This window comes from Hymenobacter translucens (assembly GCF_020685205.1).
Classification (GTDB): Bacteria; Bacteroidota; Bacteroidia; order Cytophagales; family Hymenobacteraceae; genus Hymenobacter; species Hymenobacter translucens.
In genome coordinates this window covers 1-6,162 of sequence record NZ_JAJERB010000016.1, presented here as the reverse complement: position 1 = coordinate 6,162, position 6,162 = coordinate 1, and the positions used below count along the sequence as shown (strand labels likewise).

At 57.5% G+C, this 6,162-nt stretch carries 6 protein-coding genes; 4 read left to right on the top strand and 2 right to left on the bottom strand.

The features are described from left to right. A partial coding sequence (locus LJY25_RS21045; RefSeq protein ID WP_227610427.1) for a plasmid recombination protein occupies nucleotides 1-300 on the top strand: 300 nt, incomplete at its 5' end. 276 nt (nucleotides 301-576) lie between these two features. Continuing rightward, the gene (locus LJY25_RS21040; RefSeq protein ID WP_227610426.1) at nucleotides 577-2,199 is read left to right on the top strand and encodes a M28 family peptidase; all 1,623 of its coding nucleotides are present in this window, start codon (nucleotides 577-579) and stop codon (nucleotides 2,197-2,199) included. Between the two features lie 280 nt (nucleotides 2,200-2,479). Here LJY25_RS21040 and LJY25_RS21035 read toward each other — a convergent pair whose 3' ends face one another. Next, a complete protein-coding gene (locus LJY25_RS21035) occupies nucleotides 2,480-2,710 on the bottom strand; it encodes a hypothetical protein (RefSeq protein WP_227610425.1) in 231 nt (76 codons plus the stop codon). 336 nt (nucleotides 2,711-3,046) lie between these two features. Here LJY25_RS21035 and LJY25_RS21030 point away from each other — a divergent pair, with 336 nt between their 5' ends. Next, on the top strand, nucleotides 3,047-3,541 hold the full coding sequence (locus LJY25_RS21030) for a hypothetical protein (RefSeq protein ID WP_227610424.1): 495 nt from the start codon (nucleotides 3,047-3,049) through the stop codon (nucleotides 3,539-3,541). A gap of 11 nt (nucleotides 3,542-3,552) precedes the next feature. Here the strand turns inward: LJY25_RS21030 and LJY25_RS21025 are convergent, their stop codons facing one another. After that, the gene (locus tag LJY25_RS21025; RefSeq protein WP_227610423.1) at nucleotides 3,553-4,521 is read right to left on the bottom strand and encodes a replication initiation protein; all 969 of its coding nucleotides are present in this window, start codon (nucleotides 4,519-4,521) and stop codon (nucleotides 3,553-3,555) included. A 1,144-nt stretch (nucleotides 4,522-5,665) separates the two neighbouring features. Here LJY25_RS21025 and mobV point away from each other — a divergent pair. Then, nucleotides 5,666-6,162 (top strand): MobV family relaxase (gene mobV, locus LJY25_RS21020; protein WP_227610422.1); only part of this gene is annotated, 497 nt, incomplete at its 3' end.

Sequence of the window (6,162 nt, the reverse complement as noted above, 5' to 3'; positions counted from 1 at the left end):
CCGCACATCCACGCCACGGTCGTGCCCATCGACCAAGCCGGCAAGCTCAACTGCCGGGCGATGCTCGGAGACCGGCAGAAGATGCGCGCCATGCAGACCAGCTTTGCGGCCCAGCTGGCCCGGTTGGGGCTGCAGCGCGGCGTAGAGGGTAGCCAAGCCCAGCACCAGGAAGTGAAACGCTTCTACGGGCTGGTGAAGGAACTCAACCCGCAGCTGGAGCAGGAAGCGCAGCGCCAGGTGGCTCAGCAGCGCGTGCGCCAGGCCAGCCAGCAGCACAGCCACGGCGGGGTAAGCATGTAAAGGCTACCTTACCTAAATCACCGTTTTGCTGAACGCACGTTTCGAGATGCCTTCTCGGTGCTCTGGAGGCCGCTTTTAACCGATTAACGTGCTATCTTTTCCGCTTCCTATGAGGGCTCCATTTAACTGACTACTTGGCCATAACCCTGAACAGGTTCGATGAAAGTCCTTACTTGCTAATTCACTTCCACTTGCTGATCCTCAATTTTTTCTCTTTTCATGTTGCGAAAACTATTTTTTGCCGCGGTTTTCGCTTTGGTTGGTGCCAACTGCGCCATGTCACAAGACAAGCCGACCAGTAAAATCAAAACGAAGTCGAAGCCGGGCACGACGGCCGCCGCCCCGACGCCCGCCCTGGCGGCCGCGCCCGCCACCGACTGGTCGGTGAACTACGCGGCCACTATCACGGCCGAGGACCTGCGCCAGCACCTGAGCGTGCTGGCTTCGGACGAGTACGAGGGCCGCGAAACCGGCCAGAAAGGCCAGAAAATGGCCGCCGACTACATCAGCAAGCAGTTTGCCGCTTTTGGGCTGAGCGGCCCGGTGAAGGGTGGCGCTAACATGCACCTGCAGCAGTTTGAGCTGGAGCGCAGCACCTGGGCTGCGGGCGGGCAAACCCTGCAGGTGGGCGGCAAAACCTACACCTGGCTGCAGGATTACTACGTCCGCGGCGTCACGCCGTTCCAGACGCTTACCACCGTGCAGCCGCTGTTTGTGGGCTACGGCATCGAGCAGGAAGGCTACTCGGACTACGCCACGGCCGGCGACGTGAAGGGCAAAGACCTGTTCATGCTGATGGGCGAGCCCCTGGGCGCCGACGGCAAGCCCGTGCTCAGCCCCGACGGCAAGCCCACCCGCTGGGGCCAGGCCAGCCCCGGCGCCAAGCTGGAGCTGGCCGCTAGGAAAGGCGCCCGCAGCGTGTTTTTCGTCGATTTCAGCCCCAACGCCAACTTTGCCAAGCTGGCGGCCCGCCTAGCGTCCAGCACCAACGCGCCCATCATTCGCTTTACGGATGCGCCGGTGCGCTACGCGCCGGGCATCTATGTATCGCCGGCTGTGGGCTATGCCATCCTGAAAACCAAGGAAGCCGACGTGCAGAAGTACCTGACGGCCGTGGCCGCCGCCAAAAAGCCGGTGGCATCTTCCTTCAAACCCGCCAGCATCAAGATTAAGACCGAGAAAAAGCGCGAGATGTTCGGCACCGAAAACGTGCTGGGCTACCTGGAAGGCACCGATAAGAAAGACGAACTGCTGGTGATTTCGGCGCACTACGACCACCTGGGCGTGAAAAACGGCGTGGTGTTCAACGGTGCCGACGACGACGGCTCGGGCACGGCGAGTGTGCTGGAACTGGCCCAGGCGTTTGCCCAGGCCAAAAAGGAGGGGCACGGCCCGCGCCGCAGCCTGCTGTTTCTGGCCAACACCGGCGAGGAAGTGGGCCTGCTGGGCTCGGAGTACTACGTCAACCACCCGATTTTTCCGCTCGCCCAGACCGTCACCAACCTCAACATCGACATGCTCGGCCGCGTGGACAAAGACCACGAAGGCAAGGGCGACTATGTGTATCTGGTCGGCTCCGACAAGCTCAGCTCCGAGTTGCACGCGCTGAGCGAGGCCACCACTGCCAAGTACACCCCCGTGGCGCTGGACTACAAGTACAACGACCCCAACGACCCGGAGCGCATCTACTACCGCTCCGACCACTACAACTTCGCCAAAAACAAGGTGCCGGTGCTTTACTATACCTCCGGCCTGCACGACGACTACCACAAGGAGTCGGACGACGTGGACAAGATTGACTTCCCGGCCATGACCCGCCGCGACCAGCTCATTTTTCATACGGCCTGGGAGCTGGCCAACCGCGACAGCCGCGTGGTAATTGACTCCAATAAGCCGTAGTCGCTCCTTTCAGTAAACGCCTGGCAGCAGCCCGGCACCAGGTGGCCAGCTGACCCAATAGGGCAGGGCGAGTTTACAAAACGCGCCGAAGGGATGAGTTTTGTAAACGCTCGAACCGTGGCCTGGTTCCCCGGCAAAGTACCACGCGGCGGCACCGGGGGCGGTGGGAAGTGAAACCGCACTTATTCCGAGGTCGGGGGTATAACCCATCTTATGTTAAGGGACAGAACCCAGACGCCCGGCCCACTATGCAGCAGGGGCCGGGCATCGGAGAATCCCATTAGTGGAACCACCGCGCCCATAGGCGCGGCAATACCAGCACCAGCCGGACGAGGTGATACAGCAGGCCGAGCACGGCCGCGACCGCACCGCAGAGCAGCGTGAAGCCGTGCAGGTGCGCGGCGTGGGCGCTGGCCCATAACAGCAGGCAGCCCAAAAGCCCCATAACGGGCAGTAGGTGAGCGACAACCGCCACAGCGGCCGTGAGGCTCGAAAAGAGAAAATGTTTCATGTGGTATCTATTTCAGGTAAATAGTCCCGCATGAGAACAGAATCCGGTTAGAAGCCGTTATTTTGAATCAAATGTCTGATAATCAGTTAGAAATTATTTTTAAAGACGAGATTATTATTTTTTGACCGGGTGCTTTTTCTCCCAACAGCCCCGGCTTTTAGCTGGTAACCGCCGCCGAGGGCTTCGCCCCGACCAAGCCCAGGTGCACGAGCAGTCGGTCCCTAGGGTGGCGGCTGGCTTTGAGCTATTACAAGGCATCTGAGGCATGTAAGACGCGCTGTAAGACAAAAATTTTCAGCGTACCTATGTGTCTTACAACTTGTAAGACACGTTTACATGAAGTCCAAAATCAGTCTGACAGAAACCGAAAACGGTAAGACAAGCCTTGAGAGTGGTCTTACAACGGCCGAAAGTGGTAAGACAGCCTCTGAAATCAGTCTTACAGAAACCGGTACTGGTAAGACAGAGGAGGTAGAGGGAGAGAACGAAGGTCTTACACCGAGTAAGACAAGCAACAAAGGCGGGCGACCGGCTAAGCCGGCCAGTACCACGGCCGTGACCTGGTCGGTGCGCGGGGTGGAGCGCGAAACGCGGGCCATGCTAGAGAAGGCGGCGGCGCGGGCCGACAAGACCATGGGGCAGTACTTCAACGACGAGGTGCGCGCCTTTGTCCAGGGTGAGCTTAGCCAGGCCGAGGCCTCGCAGCTGCCAGCCAGCCCCCGCGACCTGCAGGTGCAAGTGGAGCAGCTGACGCAGATGGTCGAGGGCATTGCGGCCCGGTTGGCCGAGCCAGCACGAAAGAGCCTCTGGCAGCGTGTTTTCAGCAAGTAGGCGAGTAAGCCCTACTTTTTGGCGGTCGCGTCGAACAGCGGCCCATTTGCGGGCTTTTTCAAGCCCAGGATGGTGAGCAGGAGCCCCGACAGGGAATGAGCTTTGGCGTGCTTGCCGGTTTTCAAGTCGTGGGCGAACTTGTTGCAGGCCGCCACATGCGCCGCGCTGGCCAGGATGGTGGCCACCAGCGCCGGCGTGGTGATGCTCAGCTGCGCGAGTAGCCGACCGGCGTTCTCCACCTGGTGCTGCTGCATCCCAGCCGGGGCCGTGCTCGCCGGCACCAGGTCAAACGGGATGGTTTCGGCCAGCGCTTGCGGCTTGACCGTGAAAACGATGTTTTTGAAGGCCTTGCCCTTCTTTTCCAAAGTGTAACTGACGTGCAGTTCGGTGTGCTCGTTGATTTGCTTGACAGCAATGTCTAACACCTTACTCTTTAAGTCGCTGACTCTTTCGGTCTTGTCGTTTCCCTTTTCATCGAGAAGGCCGAGCATTCTCTTGAAATCTTGCAGGTCGTACTTTTTAGTTTCGCCTATATCCTTCCATTGGGAGCAGAGCTGATACACCCGCTTAGCGTACTTGCTGGTGAGGCGGAGTGCAGCGGCCAACTCGTAGCTAGTGAAGTTGTTTTTGAGGTCGAACAGGAAAGGTAAAACGTGCCTAGTCAGGTCAAATTCAATGATTCCTTGCCCTTTGAGGTAGCGAATCCGCTGGAACATCCAGATTTGCTGGTACTCGTTGGCATCTTCCACTTCTAACATGCGGGCTCCCATGTCAGCGGTGGCTTTGTGCAGGTAAGCCCCGTTGTAGCGCTTTCCCGTCAGGCTGGACAACTCTGTAATATCTAATTGATAAACAGTGTCTTTGTCGCCTTTCCGCAGCTTGGAGATGATGAAGAAGAACAAGTCCAATTGCAACTCCGAGTATTCGTAGCGGGCATTAGTTAGCGCATTATGCTGGCGGATTTCTAGCTCTTTGTTCATTGAATAGTGTCTAACTGACTCGAGAGCAATTATACGGTAAAAACGCCAATCAAAAACTTCAGCCGTTTTTAATATAAGTTTTTACTACACGAAAAGCCGTTTTTAAACACACGAAAAGCCGTTTTTACTACACGAAAAGCCGTTTTTACTACACGAAAAGCCGTTTTTACTACACGAAAAGCCGTTTTTGAATGACATAATTAATTAATTTTCAAATAGTTGCAAGCCCCTCAAATAGAACAAAGCTTTACAAATACACAAATTGTGTTTCGCGCGAGGAAAAAAGCTTTTAGGGACGGTGGATAACTCCGGCCGGAAGACAGAAAGCAAACAAAAGTCCTAGAAGCCAGTGACTTGCTAGTATTCAATAAACACTATATAATTGGTAATCAACAGTATATAAACTTTATTGTCGAGCTTATGTACTCTCTTGCACCCGGGAGAACTTTCACCCCTGGGGCCGTGGGGAAGCAAGCCCTGAGCAGCGCCGATACCTGGTGTAACCTAGTCGCTAGGGCTGCCCGTAGGAGAAAGGGAAATAGTAATCTACCCGTATGCTCCACACCTGCCAGCACTGCTCTACCATTTATACCCCCCGCCGCAAAGGAGGCCGGTTCTGTTCCACCAACTGCCGGGTAAGCGCGTGGGATAAGGCCCAAAAATCGGAGGAAGCGCGGTGGTTGTACCAGGGTGAAGAGTACTACCTGGCCCGCAAAATCGACTTCATAGGAGAGGAAGCCGGGAAGCTTTTGCCCCAATTAGGTGAGACGATAACCCCGGACCAGGTGCAGCAGATACGGACGCTATTGGACCGGATGCAGTACGAACGGGGGAACTCGGTGGTGCAGCGTCTGGTAAAGGGGAATCCGGTACCACCAGGAGGCACAAGCGTAAGTCGTTAGCGTAGGAAAGCCGCTGATAGCGTAAGTAATAAGCGTAAAAATTCAGTCACAAGCGTAAGGCACAAACGTAAGCAAGCGTAATGTTCAAGCGTTGTGTACTCACTAGACAATTTTGGGGAGCCTAAGCGCTGCGCTTTAGGCTCCCCAAAATTGTCTGTTCGGCCCTGCGGGCACTCGTTCTACCCGGTGGTCCCCGGCATCCGAAGCCGGCCCGCTGGCCACCCTTTTTCCCTACCGTCCCGATGCCCTATGCCATCCTGCGCACGGCCAAACTCAAGAGTGCCGGCAACCTCACTTCCCTCAACGAGCACCTGCAGCGGCTGCGGCCCACCCCCAACGCGGACGCCGAGCTGACCCCGCTCAACGTGCAGCTGGTGGGCAGCCCCGACCTAGCCGCCGACGTGCAGGCCCGCCTGGATGCCGTCGGCTGCACGGTGCGTAGCAACGCCGTGTTGGCGGTGGAGCACCTGATGACGTTCAGCCCCGAGTTTTTGAACATTCGCAAGGAGCCCGGCCAGTCCGGCAAGCCGGCCCAACTGGTCGGCTCGGCCGAGGACGGGGCCAAGCTGGCCGGCTTCCGGGACCGGGCCATGGAATGGCTGAGTGAGCGCTACGGGAAAGAGAACGTGGTCAATGCCGTGCTGCACCTCGATGAGCAGACCCCGCACATCCACGCCACGGTCGTGCCCATCGACCAAGCCGGCAAGCTCAACTGCCGGGCGATGCTCGGAGACCGGCA